Annotated in this window: 20 protein-coding genes and 1 pseudogene; 5 read left to right on the top strand and 16 right to left on the bottom strand. The window is 38.8% G+C overall.

What is annotated here, in order from left to right; all coding sequences use genetic code 11:
- The 4 genes from QMD21_03430 to QMD21_03415 all read right to left on the bottom strand — a co-directional run.
- Positions 1–284: site-2 protease family protein (locus tag QMD21_03430; protein ID MDI6855821.1), on the bottom strand; the 284-nt coding region annotated here is incomplete at its 3' end.
- A 139-nt stretch (positions 285–423) separates the two neighbouring features.
- Entirely contained in the window at positions 424–1,557 is a 1,134-nt protein-coding gene (locus QMD21_03425; GenBank protein ID MDI6855820.1) for a hypothetical protein, read from the bottom strand.
- Positions 1,554–2,447 (bottom strand): hypothetical protein, encoded by an 894-nt coding sequence (locus QMD21_03420; protein MDI6855819.1) that lies wholly within the window; start codon positions 2,445–2,447, stop codon positions 1,554–1,556. The genes QMD21_03425 and QMD21_03420 overlap by 4 nt, the downstream gene beginning before the upstream one ends.
- Positions 2,444–3,343, bottom strand: coding sequence for a hypothetical protein (locus QMD21_03415; protein MDI6855818.1), 900 nt, complete (start codon positions 3,341–3,343; stop codon positions 2,444–2,446). Before QMD21_03415 ends, QMD21_03420 begins: the two co-directional genes overlap by 4 nt.
- 66 nt (positions 3,344–3,409) lie before the next feature.
- Here QMD21_03415 and QMD21_03410 point away from each other — a divergent pair, with 66 nt between their 5' ends.
- Positions 3,410–6,025, top strand: coding sequence for a hypothetical protein (locus tag QMD21_03410; GenBank protein MDI6855817.1), 2,616 nt, complete (start codon positions 3,410–3,412; stop codon positions 6,023–6,025).
- Here the strand turns inward: QMD21_03410 and thiL are convergent.
- The 5 genes from thiL to tdh are packed head-to-tail and all read right to left on the bottom strand — an operon-like array spanning position 6,022 to position 10,452.
- Positions 6,022–6,933, bottom strand: a complete 912-nt coding sequence (thiL, locus tag QMD21_03405) for a thiamine-phosphate kinase (protein ID MDI6855816.1) — start codon at positions 6,931–6,933, stop codon at positions 6,022–6,024. The genes QMD21_03410 and thiL overlap by 4 nt on opposite strands.
- A 43-nt stretch (positions 6,934–6,976) precedes the next feature.
- Complete coding sequence (locus tag QMD21_03400) at positions 6,977–8,071, bottom strand: NAD(P)/FAD-dependent oxidoreductase (protein ID MDI6855815.1); 1,095 nt, start codon at positions 8,069–8,071, stop codon at positions 6,977–6,979.
- Complete coding sequence (locus QMD21_03395; protein ID MDI6855814.1) at positions 8,068–8,232, bottom strand: 4Fe-4S binding protein; 165 nt, start codon at positions 8,230–8,232, stop codon at positions 8,068–8,070. Before QMD21_03395 ends, QMD21_03400 begins: the two co-directional genes overlap by 4 nt.
- On the bottom strand, positions 8,229–9,410 hold the full coding sequence (locus tag QMD21_03390) for a glycine C-acetyltransferase (GenBank protein ID MDI6855813.1): 1,182 nt from the start codon (positions 9,408–9,410) through the stop codon (positions 8,229–8,231). The genes QMD21_03395 and QMD21_03390 overlap by 4 nt, the downstream gene beginning before the upstream one ends.
- A 13-nt stretch (positions 9,411–9,423) precedes the next feature.
- Positions 9,424–10,452: an L-threonine 3-dehydrogenase gene (gene tdh, locus QMD21_03385; protein ID MDI6855812.1), complete on the bottom strand. Its 1,029-nt coding sequence runs from the start codon at positions 10,450–10,452 to the stop codon at positions 9,424–9,426.
- A gap of 132 nt (positions 10,453–10,584) precedes the next feature.
- Here tdh and QMD21_03380 point away from each other — a divergent pair, with 132 nt between their 5' ends.
- Positions 10,585–11,337 (top strand): hypothetical protein, encoded by a 753-nt coding sequence (locus QMD21_03380; GenBank protein ID MDI6855811.1) that lies wholly within the window; start codon positions 10,585–10,587, stop codon positions 11,335–11,337.
- Here QMD21_03380 and QMD21_03375 read toward each other — a convergent pair.
- Complete coding sequence (locus QMD21_03375; protein ID MDI6855810.1) at positions 11,330–12,757, bottom strand: DNA-directed DNA polymerase II small subunit; 1,428 nt, start codon at positions 12,755–12,757, stop codon at positions 11,330–11,332. The two genes, QMD21_03380 and QMD21_03375, sit on opposite strands and share 8 nt — an antisense overlap.
- A 106-nt stretch (positions 12,758–12,863) precedes the next feature.
- Here QMD21_03375 and QMD21_03370 point away from each other — a divergent pair, with 106 nt between their 5' ends.
- Positions 12,864–17,300: an FG-GAP-like repeat-containing protein gene (locus QMD21_03370; GenBank protein ID MDI6855809.1), complete on the top strand. Its 4,437-nt coding sequence runs from the start codon at positions 12,864–12,866 to the stop codon at positions 17,298–17,300.
- A 367-nt stretch (positions 17,301–17,667) separates the two neighbouring features.
- On the opposite strand, the gene QMD21_03365 is transcribed toward QMD21_03370, so the two are convergent.
- Positions 17,668–17,829, bottom strand: a complete 162-nt coding sequence (locus tag QMD21_03365; protein MDI6855808.1) for a hypothetical protein — start codon at positions 17,827–17,829, stop codon at positions 17,668–17,670.
- Between the two features lie 384 nt (positions 17,830–18,213).
- Between QMD21_03365 and QMD21_03360 the strand changes: the two are divergent.
- Positions 18,214–18,480 (top strand): annotated as a pseudogene (locus QMD21_03360) (DUF1847 domain-containing protein).
- Complete coding sequence (locus QMD21_03355) at positions 18,477–18,893, top strand: GIY-YIG nuclease family protein (protein ID MDI6855807.1); 417 nt, start codon at positions 18,477–18,479, stop codon at positions 18,891–18,893. The pseudogene QMD21_03360 and the gene QMD21_03355 overlap by 4 nt, the downstream one beginning before the upstream one ends.
- 64 nt (positions 18,894–18,957) lie before the next feature.
- Here the strand turns inward: QMD21_03355 and QMD21_03350 are convergent, their stop codons facing one another.
- From QMD21_03350 to QMD21_03330, 5 genes are all read right to left on the bottom strand, one after another.
- Complete coding sequence (locus QMD21_03350) at positions 18,958–19,416, bottom strand: metal-dependent transcriptional regulator (protein ID MDI6855806.1); 459 nt, start codon at positions 19,414–19,416, stop codon at positions 18,958–18,960.
- A 10-nt stretch (positions 19,417–19,426) separates the two neighbouring features.
- On the bottom strand, positions 19,427–21,142 hold the full coding sequence (locus QMD21_03345) for a ferrous iron transporter B (protein MDI6855805.1): 1,716 nt from the start codon (positions 21,140–21,142) through the stop codon (positions 19,427–19,429).
- Positions 21,139–21,375 carry a FeoA family protein gene (locus QMD21_03340; protein ID MDI6855804.1) on the bottom strand — a complete coding sequence of 79 codons (237 nt, stop codon included), beginning with the start codon at positions 21,373–21,375 and terminating at the stop codon, positions 21,139–21,141. Before QMD21_03340 ends, QMD21_03345 begins: the two co-directional genes overlap by 4 nt.
- A 189-nt stretch (positions 21,376–21,564) precedes the next feature.
- Positions 21,565–22,356 carry an ABC transporter ATP-binding protein gene (locus tag QMD21_03335; GenBank protein ID MDI6855803.1) on the bottom strand — a complete coding sequence of 264 codons (792 nt, stop codon included), beginning with the start codon at positions 22,354–22,356 and terminating at the stop codon, positions 21,565–21,567.
- A gap of 1 nt (position 22,357) precedes the next feature.
- Positions 22,358–23,095, bottom strand: coding sequence for an iron chelate uptake ABC transporter family permease subunit (locus tag QMD21_03330; GenBank protein ID MDI6855802.1), 738 nt, complete (start codon positions 23,093–23,095; stop codon positions 22,358–22,360).
- Between the last annotated feature and the right edge of the window lie 353 nt (positions 23,096–23,448).

Genomic DNA, 23,448 nt, shown 5'->3' with positions numbered 1-23,448 from the left:
AAGCATACAGCGCCAATAACTATATTGATTAAAGGTCCTGCAAGCGATATTTTACCGTTTTCTTTTTTTGTTATAGAGCCCATTATATAGACAGCGCCGGGGGCAGCAAATACAAAGCCAGCAGCTGACATAAGCAAAGCAAGTACTAAGCCAAAAGGAAAAGCTCTATATTCTGCCCAGCAGCCGTATTTTTGAGCTACTAATTTATGCATTAACTCGTGGAGCAAGAATCCTGTAGCTACAGCTAGGAGCGCAATAGGAAAAATCGAGCTAAGTACTACCATATTGCGACTATAGAAAAAATTTGAGAGTGCTAATGAAAACGCAAGTGTAAGAACTAGCAAAGAAATTAAAAGATGAGCAACTTCGCGGGGGGTGAATTTTTTTGTGGGGATGTAGTAGTATTGGTAAGTGTACATTTACTCAAGGCCTTCCACCCGCAACGACTGTTATTTTACACTCTCTTTTCTCTACATGATATTCATCGTAAATATATAAACTTGCCGTGTAAGTGCCTGTCCCTTCAGGGTATTGATACCAGACCTCACGTCCACTACCAGTATCGTTTCTCCCTGAGGTTGCATTGTTTGTTGTCTTATTCCAGCCGAAATCCCAGGTTACAGAATAGGTATCTTGAGTTATTCCATCGTAATCTTTCGCTAGATAAGTTATTTCATAAGATTTACCCCAAGCTAAATCTTTATGCACAAACCTAGCGTAGCCATCGCTCTCGTGCCCTCCAGGCACAGTATCATTCATTGCACGGAGTGTGTAATTGTAGATCGTAGTATCTACTGGCGCTTCTATAATAACAGGCTTGAGATTTATAAGATTAGCATAGCCTTTGGTTTCGTTGAGCATGTATTTTCTGCATTCGAGGTGCTGAGAGGCAGGCTTTACATAATTCCTAAGTTCTGCATAGATTTTGTAATATCCGCTCCTAGTATAGGCTATGTCTTCCTCATATATTCCTCTCGCTGGGTAATATCTAAGTGATTTATTCGCAAACAGCTCTTCGCTTATTATATCGCTATTTTGCAGCTCCAGCTTCCATATAGTTACGTTAACAGTGGTTAGAGCGAAAGGTATTGTAGAAGGCCAGACTTGAATCTTGAATTTAGGCTTGCGTTCTGCAGGGTCATAAAATACACCTGAAGGCGCAGCAGGTATGAACACGTCTATATTTTCCACAACTCCTACTATTTCGAAACTTTTACTTGCAGTTTTATTATCAAAAGTCGCATCTATCGTATAGTTACCATTTTCTATTACAAACTCGTTATAAGGTATTAGCAAATTAGTTTTGAGCTGTAAAGCGCTTTCGGGGTATGTCACAGCCCCGTCATAACTGATTTTGAATTTAGCTTCGCCAGAATACTCTGGGGGCAGTGCTTGAATTGTTAGATTTAAACCATTTGCTTCTAGCCTTGCGTATACCACTATACCTGTGAGTTCAGCTTTTTTACCACGAAGTATAGAATACCAAACTAGAGTTGCACCAATTGCAATAATCACTATTGCCACTACAACTATTGCTATTAATTTTATTTTTTTCATTTTTTTGACCTCTTTAACATTACAGCAACCAGCGCTAAACAAATAATTGCAAGCGTTGATTCAAAGCCTGGTATGTAAGTACCACGCTGCCTTATAAAAACAGAAAGGGTATCGTAAACTTCTTCTTGAGATATAAGAGAGACTACTTTTAAATCTAATTTCATAATATTATCTTTCCATAAACTCCATTCGCGCAAAGGTACTACTTTTATCGATACACTGCCTGTAGCGCCACTAGGTAGCTGAACAGAAGAAGAACTTTTATCTACAAACCAGCCGAGCTCTTCAAATTCATTTTGATTTGTAACACCAACAGTAAAAACATCTATTCCATTGCCTAAATTAGTTATCTGGATATTAAAATAATGCTCTTTACCTGGCGGTAATTCTGAATAAGGCTTTGAGCAAATTATAGCCGATTTATAGTAAGGCTTGATTGCTACTGTAAGCTGATATTTTAGTTTGAACTCTGGCTCTAATCTACCCAAAGGTATAACATCTACAATTACAGTTATTTTACCTACAGTGCTCTCTTTCGTCCTTGGTGGTACATGCACATGAACATGAACAGGCAATTTATGAGTGCCTGCAAGCGCTGTGAATCTTGAAGGACTTATAGCGACACTCCACTCATAAGTATCTTCACCGTCAAGCTTCACATTAAAATAGACAAGCATCAAGTATCCGCATGTGTAATTGAAATATCCTGAGAATATTGCGGTGCAGTTTCCACTGGGCGAGACGTCTATCCATAGCTGATCGGACTCAAACTCTAAATTGCCCTCAACAGTACCTTCAAACTGCGCGCTACCATGCCTGGATAGTAAAGGGCTGATAAGTAAAAACGACAGTGCTACAATTGCCAAAATAACTAATAATCTTAGTCTCATTTCATAAATAATTTCTTCTTTGCCAGTATTGCCACTACCGTAAGAGCTATAATAACAAGCGCGGCATCAAAGCCTGGTATATAGGTACCGCGCTGCCTTATGTAAAGATAAAACTGTTCCGAGACAACCTTTTCTGAACCCTCTGAAGTCTCAGATATTACCTTTATATCTACTCTCACAATCTCATCTTCCCATATTGTCCAATCTCTAGGAGCTAAAAGCTTAATAGTGAAATTGCCACTGCTCTTTTCAGCTACGCTAATTTTAGAAATTTCTGCAGGTAGCACCCAACCTATAAGTTCATCCCTGTTTAGAATCTCAAATTTAAAATAGTCGTGCGTATTACCTAGATTCTTTATCTTCAATCCAAAAGCTACCTCTTTGCCGGGCGCAACCTCCTGATAGGGCGCTGGGCATTCAACAGCCAATCTGTAGTAAGGCTTGACGCTAACTGACAAAACGGTGCTTGCACCATAGTATTTCAAACCCACATCTATCCTGCTATTATAAGATTGAATTTTAATTGTTAAAGGTTGTGCATGAGTAGCTTCTGGAGGCGCCATTACAACTACGTTTATATCATCTGTATGCTCGCCAGCAGTATGCTTTACCATCGCTGGTGAGATTGCAACAGTCCAGCCCGGCGGAATTGCACTCTCTATGCAGAGCTCTATTGTATAGGTAGTTTCGCAAGAGCTCTCCATAGTACCATTAAAAGTTACTGTCCTACTCGTGCCTGGCTCGGATTCTACCCATTTAGAATACTCTTCGAAAGTGAACTTGTTTCTAGGGATGTACTGAGCTTGCACCGGCATGCTAGAGAACACAACTATTGCTATCAATACAATTCCTATCAATGGAAGCAGTTTCAAACTTTTTATCATTTTTGCAATCACTGCTATTTGTTAAATGTTTAGGGATATATATTTCTTTCGTGAGATTTATATATTGCCAGAGTTATAATGAGAAACGAGATGAAGAAGCTGCTCACTTTAAGTACTGCTTTTTTAATTGCTGCTGTGTTAATTATTTCTAGCAATATTGCAAGCTCTCAGAGAACCGAAGAGCTAACAAAATTTACCAAAGGCGAGTGGGGAGAGCTATGGTCTGCAGGATTCGGCAAAGTAAGAGCGGTAGCATATTCTCCGGACGGCAGCAAACTAGCTGTCGGGGGCGACACTGCAGATATTTCTATTATAAGCACCTCAACTTACGAATTGGAGCGCCAGCTTATAGGGCATAGAGATAGAGTAAGATGTGTAGTGTGGTCTCAAGATAGTAGCAAAATTATTGCAGGCTCTGACGACGGTACTGTAAAAATATGGAGTGTCGCGACTGGCGAAGAGCTTAAAGCGCTGGAGCATTATGGAACGATAACAGCAATTGCACTCTCGAGCAACCAACAATATTTAGCTACTGGTACTGGTAGATATGAAAGAATAGTAAGGATTTTCAACTATAAAACTGGCGAGCTGTTAAGAGAGCTTAAAGGTTTTGACGATGCAATCACAGCTCTAGCATTTTCGCCTGATTGCGAGAAGCTAGCATGTGCTGTAGGCAATCCTGAAGATGCTGCTCACGACTCTGTAATTCAAATTTTTGAATTGAGTTCAAACAAGCTCTTGCACGAAATTGAGGCTCATGAGAAGGGTGTGGAATGTATAGATTGGTCTTTTGACGGTTTTATTGTCTCAGGAGGGCAAGATAACACAATCAAAATCTGGGACGGTAATACTTACGAGCTTGTAGCAACTCTAAAGTCTCATGAGGCTAAAGTTAATAAAGCACTCTGGTCTAAAGATAGCAAGCGTGTCCTATCTTGCTCAGACGATAAGACTATAAAGCTCTGGGATGTTGCTAAAAAAGAAGTATTGAAAAATTTCGTAGATGATGGTATGGTAAAGACAGTTGATTTTTCAATAGATGGAGAGCATTTCGCTTCAGGCTCTGACATTTGTAAAGTTAAAATTTGGGATATTGCATATACCTCACCTGAAAGAGAGCTTTACGGTCATACCAGTACCGTTAGAGCAGTTGCCTGGTCTCCGGACGGCAGTAAAATTGCGTCAGGCTCCACCGATACAACAATAATAATCTGGAGCGTTGAAACAGGAAAAATGCTTAAAAGAATAGATGCAGGTAGCGCTGTGTATTCTCTAGACTGGTCTCCGGATGGTACTAGAATTGTTTCAGGCCATGGCGATTCTATGATTAAAGTCTGGAGTGCGTATGGCAATTTAATCAATCAATGGCAGGGCAGTAACTGGGGTTGGGTAAACGACGTTGCATGGTCACCGGACTGCAAGTATATAGCCTCAGCTTCTCAGGATGGGAGACCCACACACGGGCGTCCAGTAGGTTTAAGGGTATGGTATCCTGACGGTACTTTAAAATGCGAACTAAAAGGTCATTTTGAGATAGTGAGGGAAGCTTCTTGGGCGCCGAACGGTACACTGCTAGTCTCAGCGTCTGACGATAGAACTCTAAGGGTATGGAATGTAGAAACAGAAGAGCTACTCTACTATATATTTTATCCTGACAGTTTCTTCTATTCTTGTGCATGGTCTCCGGATGGCAGTAAAATTGCAGGCGGCACCTATTCAAGTATAAGAGTGTACGATTCGCAACTTAATTTTATAACTTCGTTGGGACCTCTTAGCAGAGGTGTTCTCGCACTCGATTGGTGGCAGGATAGCGATAAACTAGCATCAGGCACAGACTCAGAGCTTAAAATATGGAGTGCTAGTAAAAACAAGTGCCTAAGTAGGCTGCCAGTACCATTAACGTCTAGCGACTATGTTTACGATATTAGATGGCATCAGAGCAATAAAATAGCTTCTTGCGATCATGGTGGCGCAGTTAGGCTATGGCGACCTGTAATAGGGATAGAAGCCACTGCTAGATCTAAAGTTCTTTCAGGTGCGCAAGTACCTTTAGAAATTCGCACTTTCCATTATGATAGCACTATAGCTGATGCTGATATTACAATTTCTTCAGAGTTAGGCACTTTATCAAAAAATTCTGGCAAAAGTGATAGAGATGGTAAGTTCACTAGTATATTTTACGCGCCTGAAACCGAGCAGAATATTACCTCTCAGATTAAAATTACTGTTTCAAAGCCTGATAGCGTATACGCAGACAATAAGCTAATGTTTACAGTATATATCTATCCTAGAGTTTTAATACCTGAACTTAAAGCGCCTTCTGAATTAGAAAGTAAGAGAACATCAACTTTTATATTGCTAGTATCAGATTACATAGCTCCTGCACCGAATGCTACAGTTAATGTTTCTTCAGATTATGGCGCTGTAGAGCCTGCGCAAGCTAAAACAGATGAAAATGGGACTGTTAAAATAATCTTTACCGCGCCTGAAACCAGCTCTAAAAAAATTTCTACAATTAAAGTTACAGTTTTTAAAGAAGGCTATCCAACCGCAGTTAAATATTTTTATATTACTATTCTGCCTAAAAAAGAAGCTCCTTTTGCTATAGACTTATTAATTTACTGCCTTCTTTTCATAATTCCGCCTGTAACAGGGATTGTAATTGCGCTAGGAATTCTACGGAAAAAACATTAAACGAAATGCTCGTAACCTCTATTTTCTATAGCTACTTTAAGAGCTCCTTTCACTAAAACAATCTCTTTATCTTTTGTGACTGCTCCAATTGGCGTTAGTGTTCCACCAACTTTCTTTACAGCTTCTACAGCAACTCTAAGCTTTTGCTTCTTTAAAGTAGCTAGCAGCTCGTAGTCGCCACCGCTATAAAGAGCAAACTCCTCAATAGCTAATCTTTTTGCGCTCTTAACGATAGGTATTTTATCGTAATAAAGCTCGAAACCTACCTTATTAAGTTCGCTAAGCTGATAAAGTGACGTAGCTAATCCATCTGAAATATCCATACATGAAGTTACAGCTCCAGTTTTCGCAAGCGCTAAGCCTTCTTTCAGTCTGGGATTGAAGGCAAGCACTTTAGATGGGATTGATTTATAAAGTGCTATACCTGCTCTTCCAAGTTTACCTGTAACGCAGACAATATCGCCAACACGCGCACCTTTACGGGGCATTGCCTCTTCCTTTTTCACAATTCCAACAGCTGTACCGCAAATTGTAAGAATATCGTTTTCTTTAGTATCGCCACCGATTATTTCTGTATTAAATTTTCTAGCACATGCTATCATACCTTTTACGAGGCTTTTTAAAAAATTTAATTCGTAATCTTTTGGTATGCCAATCGCTGTTAATAACCCTACAGGCTTAGCTCCTTTAGCAGCTAAGTCACTTAAATTTATTGCAACTAAATGCCAGCCTATCTGATAAGGTGTAGAGCCTTTAGGAATATGCGTTTTTTCATTTATCAGATCTGTTGTAACTACAATATAATTCCTACCAAACTCTATAAAAGCGCAATCGTCACTAATATCAGTATTCGTTACTTCAGAAATGCTCTTTACGAGTTTGCGCTCACCTATATATTTGAGTTTCATAAGAGAAGACACCCGTAGTTTCCTAGGTTTTCCCTCTTTCCATTCAGTTTTCTTTCCCTGAAGGATTTCTTTCATTAATATCTTTGTAATAGATTGTATCGATAAATATTTTCAGCCATAGTTTAGGCAGAAATTTGGCAAGTGCAAAAATTCTAGCTAATTTCAAAGGTTTACTAGCAATAAATTTTCTTAGTTTATAGCCTAACTTTAGTCTGGGATAGATTTTGCTCTTACATATTAACTCGTAATTTTTCAAATATTCTAAAGGTAAATCTTCTGAAATGCATCTACCTGCTATAGCGCCTGCAAGTTTGCCTGAAAGCAATGCATTCTGTATACCTGCACCGCTAAGCGGATTAACCAATCTAGCTGCATCGCCAGCAAGTAAAATATTGTTTTTATAAACCTCTTTTGGCAGTGCTACAGGAACAGCGCCTGTTGTTACTTTTAGCGCTCTTAAATTGCCGAATCTTTTAGCTATAAAATTTTCTGCAGTTTCTTTTACTTTAGGACAATTGCCTAAAACTCCTACCCCAACATTTGCAATATCATTAGTTTTAGGGAAGAGCCATGCATAGCCCGGATAGTTATCAAAATATACTTCAAGAGAATCATGTTCTTGCTCAGTTACCGCTAAATATTGGATGCACGCACCAACGTCCTCAGAACTTATTCTTGTATCAATACCTGCGCATTTTGCAATTTTAGATTCTATACCATCGCATGCAATAATAATCTTAGATTTGATTTTTTTACCTTGTATTTTAATTCCATCTTCTGCTAGCCCGTCAACGAGCTTACCCAAAATTAAACTACAGTTGTCCGATTTTAAAGCTCTTTTGATAATTATTTTCTGGAGCTCTGATTTGTCAACTACGCAAAAATTAGCTGGTAATGAAAAAACAAACTCTTTGGATCCTACGAAAAATTTTATTTTGTTTAGTTTTCTCAAATTAGAGCTTTCCAACTCGTATTTTTCAAGTACTTTTTCGCTAACGCACTCACCGCATTTTACAGGGCTGCCTAACTCAGGCTTCCTCTCAATAACTGTAACTCTTGCATACTTAGAAGCTTCTAAAGCAGCTGCTGCGCCGCTAACGCCTCCACCTATAACAGCAATATCGCAAGAATTACTCACAAACTTAGAGCTCCTACTGGACATATTTTTACACAGGCTTCACATTTGTTACAAAGCTCTTCTGCTATAGTTATGAAAGTCTCGTACGCAGTAATTGCATTTGAAGGGCATACCGCAGCGCAGCCTGCGCAGTGCATGCATTTAGAATTGTCGTACTTCATATAATCTTTAGCTCTTTACAGCATTTCTCAAAAGCATTTAATGCAAAATTTAAATCTTCTTTGGTATGCGCAGCAGTAACTATAGTCCTTATTCTTGCTTTGTCCCTTGCAACCATTGGGAATACTATTGGATAGCCGTAGACACCGTTTTCAAATAATAACTTACTCAATTCCTTTGCTAATTTGCTCTCACCTACAATTACAGGCGTGATAGGCGTTTCACTAATGCCTGTATCTAATCCTAGAGCTTGAAGCTCTTTTTTAAAATATCTAGTATTTTCCCAGAGTTTTCTAATGCGTTCAGGCTCTTCTTCTATAATTTCTAAAGCTCTGATAGAAGAGGCAACAACTCCTGGTGGCATAGAGCCTGAGAGTAACCAAGTCCTGGATTTGTTAAGTGCAAAGTTTCTTAAATCCTTACTCCCAGCTATATAACCTCCTACAGTTCCGAATGCTTTTGAAAATGTACCCATTTCTACGTCTACTTTACCTTCTAAATGGAAATGGGCGCTGATTCCTCTACCGTTTTCGCCCAATACGCCATCGCCATGGGCATCGTCTATATAACTTATAGCGTGGTATTTTTCAGCAAGCTTTACAATTTCAGGTAAAGGCGCAATATCGCCGTCCATACTGAAAACGCCATCTGAAATAACTAGTATTCTTCTATGTTTATCTTGAGATTCTTTTAAGCATTTTTCCAAGCCAGCCATATCTTTATGAGGATACACCATTCTTTCAGCTCTGCTTAGCCTTACTCCATCAATGATACTCCCGTGATTTAGCTCGTCGCTTATTATGATATCACCTTTATCTACGAGTTGCGGTATTAATCCCGAATTAGCTACAAAGCCAGACTGGTAGTAAAGGGCAGCCTCTGTACGCTTAAACTCAGCAATTTTATCTTCTAGCTCTGAATGCAAAGTCATTGTTCCTGCGATAGGGCGCACTGCACCGCTACCTACGCCGTATTTTTCAGTTGCTTTAATAGCAGCTTCCTTTAGTTTGGGATTGTTGCAAAGTCCTAAGTAGTTATTAGAGCAGAGCATTACCACTTCTTTGCCATTAATTACAGTTCTAGCATCACTGGCACTCTCTAAAGTTAGAAGTTTCCAATCCCAGTCTTTCCTCACAAGCTCTTCATATTCCTCTTTTAGGAAGGCAGTTTGAGACTTCATTTTTTATACCCCACTACTTTAGTTCTAAAATTACTTTTCCACAATTGCCTGAGTTAGCTAACTTAAAAGCATCTTCAAAATCTTCAAAGTTAAATTTATGAGTGATAATGGGCTTTATATTCAAACCTGCTTGAAGCAAGCCTTTCATTCTATACCATGTATCGTACATCAAACGCCCATAGATTCCTTGGAGCTTAATACATTTTAGAACTACATCGTTAGAGACATCGAGCTCTACAGGCTTCTGATAGAGCCCTAAAATTGCTACTTGCCCTCCAGCTCTAACTACTTTTAAGGCTTGATTTAAAGCCTCGCTACTTCCAGCCATTTCTAAAGCTACGTCTACTCCTTTGCCATCCGTGTCTTTAAGAATACTTTTAATCGCATCTTCAGACTTCAGTATCATATCGGCGCCTAATTTTTTAGCTAATTCTAAACGATAAATATTCTTTCTGCCTACTGCATATACTTTGCTAGCGCCTATAAACTTGCATACCGCTACAGCCATTAATCCTGTAGGCCCGCAGCCGAAGATAGCAACATCTTTTCCTACTACATCTACTGAGAATACGGTATGAACTGCGTTACCTAAAGGGTCTTGTACAGAAGCAATTTCTAGCTTGAGTCCTTTGGCATTCTTCCATACATTTGCTGAAGGTAATTTCAAATATTCTGCAAAAGCTCCGTCAGTATCAATGCCTAAACCTTTAACATTTATGCAAATATGCGCTGAGCCTGTCTTGCACTGGTAGCATTCGCCACATGCTAAATGACCTTCACCTGAGACATAGTCGCCTTTTCTTAAATTCGTTACTCCTTCACCAAGCTCTGTAACAATACCTGCAAATTCGTGTCCGTAAATTCTAGGAATTTTTATATGTTGCTGAGCCCAAGAATCCCAATTGTAAATATGCAAGTCAGTCCCGCAAATAGATACTAGCTTGGTCTTTATTAGCACTTCATTGTAACCAACTTCTGGAACTGCTACCAATTTGAGTTTTGTACCACCAGCTATAGGCGCTAATTTAACTAAAGCTTTCATCTTTTCTTAGTAATAGTCCCAAACTAATAAATATTTTTGTAAAAGGCTTTGAATATGAATAATATTCTATAGGGTTATCATTTTGCACGTCTTGAAACCTTTATTTCCCTTTAGTGCCATTACTATTTAAACGTGAAAGTTATAGGAATACTAACAAAAAAATTTCCACTTTATTACGAGCTTATCAAAGCTCTCAAGCAGAAAAATTTGAGCTTTGAAAGTCTAGAGTTCGGTAAAAAGATACCTTCAAGAATAGGGGTTGTTATCACATCAAGGCAAGAATCTAAGCTAATAAAATTCAAAAACAAAGTGATTGCGGGCAATGATTTAGAAAGTACTGTAGAGAAAGCGTGCGGAAAATTAATTGATTTAAAGTACTACGATTCCCTTGTGATAGGTATAGATCCAGGTGAAAAGCCTGGTATTGCAGCTATAGCTAATGAAAAAAAAGTTAAAGTAGCTCAAGCGCAAGCTCCTGAAGATGTAGCAAAAATTGTAAAGAAAATAGCTCAAGAATATCCTGCAAATAGAAAACTAATTAGGATAGGGTATGGAGCGAGACTTTTACGCAACCGAATTATCAATAAAATTTTAAATTTGAAAATTCCAATTGAGCTCGTGGATGAGACTAGTACAACAAAAAGAGGTTTCGATAGGGATATTAGAGCAGCTATAGAAATTTCTATGAGACTTGGTAAGGCAATACCTAAAGACTATTCATTTCCAAAGCTCAAACCTACTTTAGGAGAATTAAAAGAAATTCAAAGTAAAGCAAGAACTGCAACAGGTATTTTAACTATCTCACGCAAGCTTGCCGATAAAGTTGCTAAAGGTGAAATGAGTCTTGAAGAGGCTATTTCTAAGTCCAAAAAGAAAGCTAGCTGAAATCAACTATTGTATACTCTAAAGTATGAAGATTTACGAAAGCTACTTTCGCTGGCTGCGGTAAAAAGCCTTGCATTGCTTGATAACTTGTCTGGCTCTGCCACGTAGAAGAGTTTATCAATACAATATTTTTATAAAGCTCAACTTGCGCTCTATGCACATGGCCTGTAACAAAAATATGAGGTATTTTATTAATTACGAGCCAGTCATGTTCTTCAGGCGCGAGTGGTGTACGAGCGCCATAAACAACAGCTAGGTGGCGCCTTTTTAGCATCTCCTTCATTATCATAATAGGTGTAGTATAGCTTGCGTTGGGTATTGTAGTAACGAAATCGTCCATGCTTTTACCATGATAAGCCAGAACCTCGATACCGTTCATACTGAAATAGCAAGGATTGCTTGTAAAAATAACGTTTTCCGGAAAATACTTCGTTAGCTCTTTATGTAGAGGTGGCTGAGGCTCTGCCTGTCTAACTGCATCGTGATTGCCAGGTAAAATAATTATTTTAATATAGTTAGGCAGTTGAGAAATTTTTCTAGCAAGCTCTTGATATTGCTTAAATATATCTTTCAGCTCAAGGTCTTTCTCTTGCTTGGGATAGACACCAACGCCGTCTACACAATCGCCTGAGATTACAAGATAGCGTAGCTTCCTAGCTAACTCGTTCTCGCTTCTAAGCCATGCGATAAATTTTTCCCATGCGTTGTGAAGAAACGTTTTGCTGCCTAAATGCAAATCAGAAATAAATGCTGCATAGAAATTTCGCTGTGCAAAAGCAATAGGTCTGACTTGAAATTCAGGTCTTATGATATCCTCTACTATAACTAAATTACTTCTCTGACTGCGCCTCCCAACAATGCCAATGACTTCGTCCCTCATTATTGCCTCTTTTATAAGTTTAGAGTTGTTAGGAATAAGTGCTGTAGTAGCGCCCGTAGTATCTTCAAGCTCTAAAAGTTTATGAGCTTCTTTGCTAACTCTAACATCTTTAACCATAGCAATTAATTTCAGTGTGGCATTTGAGCTTTTAAGTTCTGCAATATTGCTTGCTCCGAAAAGCTCTCTTCGCACCTTCATCATTTTTTTGAGTTGCTCATACCTGCTACCGAAATATTTTGCGAAATTTTCTAAAGTGCCACTAGAACTTGATTTTTTTATTTCTTGCAATATTCGGAGCTCGGGCTCTGCAAACCCTTCTTTAATGAAATTTTTAACTTCCGCATAGCTTCTCTTAGGCTCCTCTACACCCTCTAAGTTTTTAAGGATCTCTAAATTAATTATTAGAGGATATTCTTGCAAAGAAGTAAGAACTTTTTTAATGTGCTCTAACGGCTCTTCTTTAGCAAGTAAATATTCCATAGCTTGAGGCTCTATAAGAATACCGTGGCTTGTGAGAAGCTCCAGAATCCGCTCTCTCATTCCCGTCTCTGTATTGATTTACAATAATAAAAAAATATCAGTTCTTCACTTACTGTCCCACAAAATTTATATTGTAGCAGTGCTAAACTTTAACACGGTGGTGGAAATGAGGCTAGCAAAAACTCTAAATATAGCTAGAATCTTAACTATAACCATGCGCTCTAGAGGCAAGAATATCGGTCTGTTGGGTGTTAGCGAGGTTGTAGGCTCAGTACTCATACTACTCATTACTGTCACAATGTTCTCTGTAGTTATAGCATGGATTCTTGCTTATCCTCCACCTACTGAAAGAATACACGCAGATTTGAAAGCTAGTCTGGATGGCAAGTTTGTTAACATAACTCATCGTGGCGGCGAAATCCTAAAAGAGAATAACGCTTTCGTAGCGGTTGAAGTTGACGGTACCACGACTAAATATGAAATTTCAGAAGGTAATGTGGGAACTGAATTCAGTATAGGAGAAACATGGTCTAAGCAGATAGCTACGATTACTCCGAGCTCTACGGTAAGCGTAACTGTAGTTGCAGCTAATGCTATTATTTATCGTGAGATTTTAAGAGGCGTTTACGGAGTTAATGTTCCTATAATTGCATTTGCAGTTGCCAAACCTAGTGTTGTGCCTGCAGATGGAAAGACAAACTTTATTATAGAAGCTTATGTGATAGACCCTGACAACGATGTTGTGAGCTGCTGTGTAAATCTATCCTCAGTAGGACTTGATGAGTCAGTTCCAATGAGCGGTACTGATAACATTTTCCAGAGTAGCCCTAAAACAATTACAACTACAACATCTCCAGGCGAATATTTATGCAAGGTCAACGTTACAGACAGCGCTGATAACAAAGCTTATGCCTGGGTGAAAATTACTGTAGTACCTTCGCCAGAAGATATTTATGCCTATTTTGACTGGATAATGGAAGACGATGAGGGATTGACTGCTTACGATATCTATAACGAAACAGGTAGAGCAACGAGAGTAGGTACTAGGATATTTTGGCAGAATGAAACTGTCTATATACAAGTGGCTAGCCTTACAATTAGAAATACCAATCTCAGGAATACTTGTATTTTATACGATTCAGCATTCCAAAAGGTAGAGCCTCAAACTAGGGAATACGAGGCTTTAGACCCTAACTTAAACGAGCCTGCTTTTTACAAGTTAGTATCGCCAGACCCTAAATTCTATTTTTATGAGTACAATTTTACAGCGCCTACAACAGCAGGGCAATATTCAGTCTATTGTGCTATAAAAGACACCGCGGGTAATTCTTTCATTACTTGGGACACAATTTATGTGCGCAATGCCGATGGTAGCGTGCCTAATTATCCTAAGTTAGTTCCTTGTAAGGACACGAACGGCGATGGCGTGCCCGATACTGTATCTACGGAATTTAGTTACAGAGAGAAGATGTACGTGAAAGTAATCACGAAAGACCTTTCCCCGATAGCACTTGTTGATATAGGCGATATTGAAATAGACAATCTAAAAGCTACTTGGTACATTAAGAGGAAGCTTCCTACACCGCCTGTTACTGATGCGCCGCCTTTAAGCGCACTTTTCTACGATAGCAACGTTTCAGGTTTATCATGGGCAGGCAGAGCAGATGGCGATAAGTTTTATACCGTCAGTATAGATCTAACTCATCCAAATCATCGTAACTGGCTGAAAGGTACTAATTCATATATATTGCTGCTCAGATATTTCGAAGATTATACAGATACTGGGGACTACAGTGAAAAATATAACATCCTAGCTACAATGGTAAAAATAAAAGGGCGCGCAAGTAGTATAGACATTGTAGCGACCGTAGGCTCTACATCTTTGGTTTCAGGCGAAAGCGGCGTTTACTGGTATGATAGCGATATGTGCTACGATAGAACCACAGTAATTGATATGGCGAGCGGTATAGAAGCTCCTAAAGCTCTTGCGGTAGGCGATGTTGACGGCGACGGCGATACCGATATTGTAGTAGGATTGGAAGATGATAGAGATGCAAATTTAGCTTGGTTTGAGAATATAGAGCCTGACGGCAAAACATGGCTACCCCATTTTATCAACACAGCTTACGGACCTAGCAAATTACAGTACAAAGTTGAATCTTTAGCGCTTGCTGATTTGGACTACGATGGCGATATGGAAATTATAGCCGGTATGAAAGATTCTGCAGGCAGAGCGAGCACGGGAATACATATCTATCTTAACGATGGCAATTGGACCGATATTTTATTACAGCCTATGACCGGCGGACTGGCGAGACCTACTGAGAAAGGTCCTCAAGATGATACAGGCGCTGATTTAACTCACGCACAGCTAAATGACGAATTATATTACAACGTGAGTGGAAACAGAGTTCTATACTTTACTAGATGGAATACCAGTGAAATGAGCGGAACTATTACAGGCGTTGTGCTCTGGGTGCAGTACAAAACAGATTCTGGCTACCAGGGCAATAAAAACATTACATGGGCGCTGGAGGGTACTCCTTTAAGCAATACTACAATTATGCCGTACGATACCCAAAATGAAATTACTATAGGTTTTGATTTATTCGAGCAAGGCGTAGATACATTTGACGAAATTGCAGACCTTAACGTTTCATTTGAAAATAATGATTACATACTGTATATAAATTATGTAACTTCTGAGAATACTCTCTGGGGCAACAGGACGAACAATTACTTACAGACTCATAATAGCGATAATGTATACGAAATCATAGCTGAAACTACCGGCACTGGTCTGGGATATGTTCTAGGCGATACAGACAGCGACTTAATTAACTTTCCTTCAAATGATGGCTATGGCGACCCTGCACAGAGCTTTACTACAGGTGCTGAGAACATTACTGTATCGCTCGTGTATCTATATTTAAAGAAAGCTACTGCAACTCCAAGCAATATATATTTACAGATACGAGGTGAAAGCACTGTGGGTACAGTACTTGGTAACAGTAGTGTAGTTAACTCCACAGCCTTACCAAATTCTTACGATTGGATTGCTTTTAATTTTCCGACGCCAGTACCATTAAATGCAAATACAACTTATTATCTGCGTTTGCGCTCTATACCAGATTCTACGATTCCGTTTTCAGGTGCGGAACCTGCGGTTTGGTGGGGCTATGGACAGCAAGCTCCTAACGGGCCTTATCAGGACGGTAAAGCATATCGATACGTAGGAGCTAATAATAACCCAGCATATCAAGGTCAAACTTTAAACAATTACGATTTTAGTTTTAGTATTCCTGGTATCGGAATTAAAAGTATTAACGGTCTTGAGCATATCTGGAACATTACACTTTCTGCCGGGGGCTACGCATGGAAATTTATGCTGGAAGCTTATTGCTCGCAGACAGCAGCGCCTGATAATTTTACATTTTACTACTCTATAGATTATGTCAACTGGACGTATATGTTAACTGTAAATAACACTATAGATACAGACAGCTATCAGACTTATGTGTTCCCTGAAAAAGTGCTTGCAGGGCTAGATCAAGTATACATCAAAGTGATTGACACAAACAGGAGTTCAGAGGATAATTCTACAGAAGAGCAGGATGTATTGTACGTAGATCATATGTACATAGAAACAACAGTACCTGCAACAAGAAATGTCTATTTTGACTATCTGTGGATTGACGTTATTGCGTCTACTGCGCCTACTACTGCGATTGTAGATGAAATAGAGATAGGCGATATTGATAATAATGGAAGACCTGATATTTGCGCAGCTGATAGAGGAGGAAAGACCTATATCTTCTTTAATAATTATGCAAACCCGTTAAGTAGAAAGGTCACTCCAGAGTGCTGGCTAAGAAAAGTACCGCTTGGCGATACAATTGAAACGCCCCCTAAGGCGCGCCATCTGCTCGAGCTGGGTTATTTTGAAGGAGCTGGTGATAGTGATTTAGATATTGTAAGAACGAACGGCGACAATATGTTCATTTATAGAAATCCTGGCTTGCCTAATGTGTATTCAGAAGCAACTACTGGGGCATGGACTAAAGAGACCTACGCGTACATAGGCAGTGGAAAGACAATTGATAGATCTATAAGTGCGGTAGCTATAGGCGATATGAACGGCGATGGACTTGCAGATATAACTGTAGGCACTGTAATGAAAAATGCAAATGACAGACCTCAGCTGTGGCAGATAAGGCAGAACACTACAGGTACTTTGGATGCGCCTATAAGAATAAAAGCAACCGGTTTGAGCGACCAGATTAGTAGTAGAACGTTCAGTGCAGCTTATCCGCCGCAAATCACAGATATTTGCATTGGCGATTTGGATGGCGATGGCGATAACGATACTGTCGTGGCAGTTGGGTTAAGAGATAGACCGTGGAATGCAGATATAGTAAACAATCTCTGGGTTTATCTTAACAACTGCACTACAACAACGCCTAACGTAGACCCTGACGGTTCAGGGAGCTCTACGGCTACAGCAGTGCTGTGGTACGAGGAAATAAATCTATATGTTAATCCTTGGGACACAACAGCGCAAGAATCTGTTTACAACATAGAGCTTGGATATATTGACGCATAGAAGCCTTTCTCTTTTCTTTTAGGAAAAGAAAAGAGAAATCCTTCAGGGAAAGAGAAAAGAAAAGGGAAAGAGGGAAAAATCCAGGAAAGAAGCCTTTCTTTCTTTTAGAAAAAGAAAGAAACCCTTCAGGGAAAGAAAGAAAAGGGAAAGAAGCCTTTCTCTTTTCTTTTAGGAAAAGAAAAGAGAAAGCCTTCAGGGAAAGAGAAAAGAAAAAAGAAAAAATTCTCAAAAAGGCGAAGGTCTCCGGTTCAAATCCGGATGAGCCCATTAAAATACCTTAGCCAGATAGCAAAATTTCCAAAGCCCATTTGGGCACTTTTTGTACCTTCCGACGACCGACGTGAAGCATCTCTACTCTCTTTCTCTTTTATTTTTTTATCCCCTTTATAATCTCTCTATCTGTTTCATTTGGTGTTGCAGTCGTTGTAATCCAATTATTCTTTTTCAGCGGTGGGTTTATATTAGCTGTCTCGGGTATTTTTAGAAATGTTGCTTGTAGTGTTGTTGTCCTTACTGTGGTGATGAGCATAACTATTAAGTATATCCACGACCATTTTGTTATACAGCTAACGCAAGTGTTAAGTGTTTTGAGTGAAAGTGTAAAGAGCTGTAAACTAAAGTGATTAAAAACTGTCTAAAAAATGTACATAAACTGTCAATGAAACTGTAAAAATTTACATAGAGCTTACTTACTAATAACCAAAACAATAAATAGCCTAGTCTTCCAGGTTTACCCTGCTTGTATTTATATTTAGAATGCAATACCCATTTTATCTCTGAGAGATCTAACTTCCTAAAGGTTGTAGCTAATGTCATAGCCCATCCCAAACGGGTAATAGCACAGCCAACTTAAAAATTTAAAAGGAAGGATATGCTCTCAGGGATAATTTTCCAACACCCTTATAAAACAGATTTTAAGTTAGATAAAGTTCACGATAATGTTAAACTGGAAGCGATGTGCAATCCTATAGGCCAAGCAGTGATTCTGAATAAAAAGAAAACGGATTTGAATATTATTCTTGGATTATGCATCGGCCATGATATACTTTTTACAAAATATTCTCAAGCGCCAGTTACGACATTAGCAGTAAAAGATAGAGTACTAGCGCATAATCCGCTGGGTGCGATTTACTCGCGATACTATTATAACAAAATTTGGAGAGATATAGGCAAGAAATGAAAGGCTATTATATCTTGCTTGTACAATTAGATAAAGATTCAAAACTAAAAGTTGGAAAACTAGGACTGATAAGTTTTAATAAAGGTTATTATGCATATGTGGGCTCAGCATTAAATGGCTTAGAGGAGAGAATAAATAGACATCTAAAAGATAACAAAAGAATACACTGGCATATTGATTATTTACTAAGAAAAGCAGTTATCAGGGATATTTTTTATAAACAAAGCTCTAAACGAGAAGAATGCAAATTTGCTAAGAAGCTAAAGGAACATTTTGACGCAATAAAATATTTTGGCGCTACCGATTGTAAATGTAGTAGCCATTTGTTTTACAGCAAAAATCACTCGCAACTACGAAATGCCATTACAGAGCTGGGCATGAATAGCTATAGAAGAGTTATACCCGATCATTGAAGGAGAGCATTTGATGGTCTAAAAAAGTGGTGTGCGTTTGCCTTTTTCTATTGTTCGCTGGAATTTATTCTTTATTATCATAATAATTGCACTTTTTTCTCTCCCCAGTCTTGATATAATGATGAAAGTGTTCAATCCACTTTGGCTTGCGGGGCGCATTGATTATAAATTCTACGAATTTTCTTAATCTCGCCATTGTTTTTGGGCTAACCTGATGCTCAATTTGACAAGCATCGACTTCTGCCAATTCTCTTTCAATCCCGATTATTTCTAAGAAATCTGCGATGACTTTATGCGTTTTCATCAGTTTCCGAGCGATTTTCTTTCCAGAATTAGTGAGCTTAACACCTTTGTAAGGTTTGTATTTCACATAGCCTTCTTTTTGGAGTTTTTGTAATATCTCTGTTACTGAGGGAGGTCTTATACCCATTTTCAAAGATATTTCACTTGTCTTTGCGTAACCATCTCTTTTCTCAAGGACATATATGGTCTCTATATATTCTTCAGTAGTTTTTCGTTTCATTTCTACTACCTCATATCCCAATTAAAATCAATCGCATAACCCCACCTACTATTAAGGCAGTTACAATCATTATACCAGTAGATTTTAGCATATCCTTCAGACCTAATTCGTTTATCAAAATTACGAAAGTAGCTACGCATGGGAAGTATATTGTTAGTATTGTTGATGCAATTACAAGCTGCATTGGAGCCATTTCAAGCGGTAATAACATGCCTACAGCTAAATCTTTTCTTAAAAATCCTATTAAGAGTGCAACACTAGCTTCCTTCGGCAGACCTAACACCCCTTCAATTACAGGTGCGAATATACTGCCTAGCCACCCAAGAAAACCTATGACGTATAATACGTTAACTAGAACAACTCCTAAGAATAGCCAAGGAATTGCACTTGTTAGGAACCATCTTACTCGCATCCAAAGTTTTTTAGCTACAGCTTTCACATTCGGCACTCTATAGGGCGGAATATCTACAAATATCTCCGGACTCTCTCCTTTAACAAATTTATTTATTATTAAGCCACCCATTATATAAATTATGATAAGCGTTGAGAATACTATGATAATATACTGCAGTCCGTAGCTTCCGAGTATTCCAAATACCATCGCTATTTGCGCCATACAAGGGACTGCGATTCCCATGAGAGTAGCAGCGATAAAGCGCTGTTTCCTAGTTTCCAGTACTCTTGCAGATAATGCTCCAGGAACATTGCAGCCTAATCCTAAGAATACAGGCACAATTCCGTAGCCGTGCATGCCTAACTTATGGAATACATTATCTGTGAGAGTGGCTAATCGAGGTAGATAGCCTGTATCCTCTAGTATCCCAAGCATTAGATAAAACGCAATGATATAAGGTAATACCATCCCAAACGGCACAAACAAGCCTGTAGTCAAAAGGCCCATAGACTCAACATACTCGATTTCGCCGTCAATTAGTTTGCCTATGAGCACATCGTGCAATAATCCACTCCCGCCAAGCCAGTCGCTGAGCTGCATAGCTACAGGTTTGTGAAGCTCAAATATAGGGTCGAAAACATAAGTTATCAAATTCTCACCAATAAACCTAACTATCCAAAAAGAAATAAAGATTATTAAGAAAGCAAGCGGTATTCCTGTGCGGGGCTTAATACTTATGTCAGAGAGTTTTTCTGCAAGGGTATGATGTCTATGCTCTACCTTTTCAACTTCTTTCACTATATAACCTATTTCAATCCATCTTCCTTCATCGCTTGTAGGCTTTATCATCGAGGATTTTGCTTCAGATAGTCTTGAAACCAGTTCTTTGATTCCTTCGCCAGTTATACCCACAGTCGGTACTACAGGCACACCAAGCAACTTTTCCAGTTTATTTGCATCAATATTTATACCAATGTGTTTAGCCTCATCCCATAAGTTTAAAGCTATTACCACTGGTAAGCTACCTTCAAGCAATTCTAAAGTAAGAAACAAACTTCTTTCAAGGTTCGTTGCATCTATAATATTTATTACTAAATCCCCTTCATTGTACATTTTTACAGCCACTTCTTCAGCTTTGGTTGTAGGCTTAAGTGAAAAACATCCAGGTACATCTATAACTTCTACACGTTCGCCTTCAAAGCGCATCATACCTTTAGAAAAATCTACAGTTGTGCCTGGATAATTAGAAATAATGACATTAGCACCAGTAAGTCTTGAGAAAATAACACTTTTTCCTACATTAGGATTGCCCATTAATAGAATTTTTTTCATTTCATCACCTCTACGATAATTTTGGATGCCATACCTCTGCCAATAGTAATGATAGCCCTTTCATCAATTTCAATGACAAGAGGCCCGCCTATCGGGTGGCGTGTAACTAACTTCACAAGCTTCCCTTCACGAATTCCTAAAGTTCTGAGTTTTCTTTGCGCTCCATAGCCGCCTTCTAATCTCAAAATTTTAGCTCTCTGTTCAGGCTTGATATCTAACAGCGTGATTTCCATTTTTGATCACTTTTTAGGTTTACCTAAAAGCCATAATGCGATACGGGCGTATATAAATTTCGGTCTACCTAAAAATATGGGGTATCTCTATATGGGGGCAAACGCGCTTATATCCCCCGAACGTTATACGCAATTATTGAAGAAGAGCATTTGGTGGTTTAAAAGGGTGTGCGTTTGCTATCTAAATGGTTATGATTTATTATCTATTGCAGAAATTGGAACGATATTAAAGGATTTTATTTTTTTGTTATAGTTGACTTCTATTTCGATTTTGTATACCTCTTTTATATTCTCTTTTGTGAGAACCTCTTGAGGTTTACCTATCGAATATATTTTTCCCGCGTTAAGGAGCATAAGTCTATCGCAATATCTACTTGCTAAGTTAAGATCATGGGAAACCAAAACAACTATCAATTTATTTTTTCTGGCTAACTTTTTGACCAATTCCAACACTTCCAGTTGATGATTTATATCCAGATGCAATGTGGGTTCATCCAGCAATAGTATTTTTGGTTCTTGTGTTAAAGCCCTTGCAATGATTACGCGCTGTTTCTCTCCGCCACTAACTTCATCTATCAGCCTATCAGCAAGATGCTGAGTATTCGTAATTTCCATAGCATTTTTTGCAATCTTTATATCTTTTGATGTCTCTCTATCTAATCTGCCTAGGTGGGGCGTTCTGCCCATTAAAACTATATCGAAAACGGTAAAAGGAAAATGTATCGTGGAGTTCTGCGGGACAACACCTATATTTTTAGCGATTTCTTTTCTGTCTAACTCTAATACATCTTCTTTATCAATGAGAATGCTTCCTATTTTATATTTTAATGCCCTATTGATACATCTGAGTAGTGTAGTCTTTCCCGAGCCGTTAGGACCGATCACGCCTAAAACCTCTCCTTCGTTGACTTCAAAGGTAATATTCTCTAATGCCTTGATGCTGTCGTAATAAAAGGTAATACCTTTAATATTAAGTTTCATTTTACCACCCCGTAACTCTTTTTCGTTTTCGTAATAGATATAGGAAAAATGGCGCTCCAAAGGAAGCCGTAATTATTCCTACCGGGAGTTCTGTTGGCTGAATCATCGTTCTTGCTAATGTGTCCGCCCATATTAGGAAGATTGCCCCCACTAAACACGATGAAGGCAGTAAAATGCGATGGTCTGGCCCCACAATAATCCTCATAATGTGAGGAATTATGAGACCTACAAAACCAATGATGCCGCTCACCGCTACGGCAGCAGCCGTTACTAAAGATGCAAAAATCAAAATTATCTTTTTAACAGACTCAACTTTTATACCTAAATCTAAAGCATGTTCCTCACCCATCAGCATGAGGTTTAGGTCACGACTGAAAAACATTATAACCACAACTCCAAGAAGAATTAACGGGAATGCAATGGCAACCTTATCCCAGCTGCTCGCCCAAAATCCGCCCATCAACCAGAAAACTATGCTACGGAGTTCTTCACCGGCAATATATTGCATAAAAGATACCTGAGCAGCAAAAAATGTACCAATAGCAATACCTGCAAGTAGGAGAGTTTCCATAGGAACCCTTCCTTTTACCCTTGCGATATTGTATACCACAAATATGGTTATGAGTGCAAAGCTAAATGCCATGAAAGGAATAGCGAAAACACCGGTTCCCAAAACGATAGCCAGTGATGCACCGAATGCCGCTCCCGAAGATATGCCAAGAATGTATGGAGATGCCATAACTATCTGGCCAAAATTGAGGAAATTGGAATAATATTTTAAACACTGTACTCGTTGGAATATTTACGGGTCCAAGTGTAAGAGCGATAATGATTGTTACAATAAATCCAAGTATCAAACAAATAAATATTACTAACCAGCGCAAGCGTTTTTTGGAGTGCAAAACATCGACACCGCTATTCTCCATTTTACGCCACTCTTATGCTTTGATATATTGGGTTTTTCTTTACCATCCTCTTATAATCCTCTGCTGATTGATAGTGAGAGAAAGTGACTTTCTCTAAGTGTCGGCTTGCAATTTGTTTTGCGTTCTCCATCTCCCTCTGGCTTAGTGCACGCCAGGGTGTTCCTTG

This window comes from Candidatus Thermoplasmatota archaeon (genome assembly GCA_030018475.1).
Lineage (GTDB): Archaea > Thermoplasmatota > JASEFT01 > JASEFT01 > JASEFT01 > JASEFT01.
This window is presented reverse-complemented; position numbering and strand designations above follow the sequence as displayed.